Raw genomic sequence first — 1,287 nt, 5'->3', positions numbered from 1 at the left:
TGGGCTTGACCCCATTGGGTGGACACTCGGTCAGGCGGCTTGTGCCGTCTGAGTGATCCGGTTCTCGTACTCGACCGGGGTGATCATCCCGATCGAAGAGTGGCGCCGTCGGCGGTTGTAGACCCGTTCGATCCAGTCGCCGACGGCGAGCTTAGCGGCTGCTTTGGTGGGCCACAAGTAGCGGTCGTAGAACTCGACTTTCATTGTGGCCCAGAATGATTCCTGCTGAGCATTATCCCAACACACCCCGGTGCGGCCCACCGAGCGGGCCAGATCATGCTTGCGGGCGAACCGTGCCAACTGCGCACTGGTGTACTGACATCCGCGGTCAGCATGGAACACCACCTGCGCGGCCAACTCGCCGCGCATGGCCACCGCCATCGCCACCGCGTCCTCGACCAGGTCGGTATGCAGGTGCTCATCGATGGCCCAGCCGATCACCCGCCGGCTGCAGCCGTCACGCACGGCGCACAGGTACAACCAGCCCTCACCGGTGCGCAGATAGGTGATGTCGCTGGTCCACACCCCATCCAGACGGCCTGTATCGAATCGACGTTTGACCAGGTCAGGGATCGGCGGCGCGTCCAGATCCACCACGGTGGTTACCGGGGCGAACGTACGTGGGCTGATCCCGGCCAGACCCTGACGGCGCAGCGAGGCAGCCACCGTCTTGCGTGACACGGTCTCGCCGGCATCGCGCAGGTCGGCCAGGATGCGCGGCGCCCCATAGACCCCATCGGAGGCCTCATGCAAGGCCGCGACCTTGACATCCAACTCGGCACGACGCCGCGCCGCCGGCGACGGTCCCGCGGCCTGGGACTTGCGCCATTTGTAAAACCCCGACCGCGACACGTCCAGCAGCTCGCACATCCGGGTGATCGCGTAATTGGCCTTCTCCGCCTCGATCAGACCGTAGGCCTCTACTGGTTCTGTTCGGAGGCAAAGAAGGCCGCGGCTTTTTTCAAAAACTGCCGGTCCAAACGCAATTCAGCGTTCTCCTTGCGCAGCCGCTCCAACTCGGCACGCTCATCAGAATCAAGCACCGCACCATTATCGCCTGCGCCAGCGGCCTCGCGGGCCACCCGCACCCAGCGCCCCAGCAACTGCTCACCCACACCGATCTCCGCGGCCACATGCGCGATCGGCCGGCCCGTCTCGATCACCAAGCGGGCCGCCTGCTCCCGAAACTCCGGGGTGTACTTCTTCCGCTTGCCCGACATACGGACATCCTTCCCGTGGGACCAGCAGTCCCACCAGTCAGGTGTCCACCATCAGGGGTCAACCCCA

Annotated in this window: 1 protein-coding gene; it reads right to left on the bottom strand. The window is 64.9% G+C overall.

Annotated elements, in window-relative coordinates; genetic code table 11:
- Window positions 1-30: 30 nt before the first annotated feature.
- Window positions 31-1,220, bottom strand: a protein-coding gene (locus AWC18_RS10560; RefSeq protein ID WP_109560046.1) for an IS3 family transposase whose coding sequence is annotated in 2 segments (ribosomal slippage) — window positions 31-962 and window positions 962-1,220 — 1,191 coding nt in all. Because the reading frame shifts where the segments join, the coding sequence is not laid out codon by codon here.
- Window positions 1,221-1,287 lie beyond the last annotated feature (67 nt).

The sequence above is a fragment of the Mycolicibacter nonchromogenicus genome (assembly GCF_002101775.1).
Taxonomy (GTDB): Bacteria; Actinomycetota; Actinomycetes; order Mycobacteriales; family Mycobacteriaceae; genus Mycobacterium; species Mycobacterium nonchromogenicum.
Note: the sequence above shows the minus strand (reverse complement) of the source record. Positions and strands in the feature narration are given on the sequence as shown.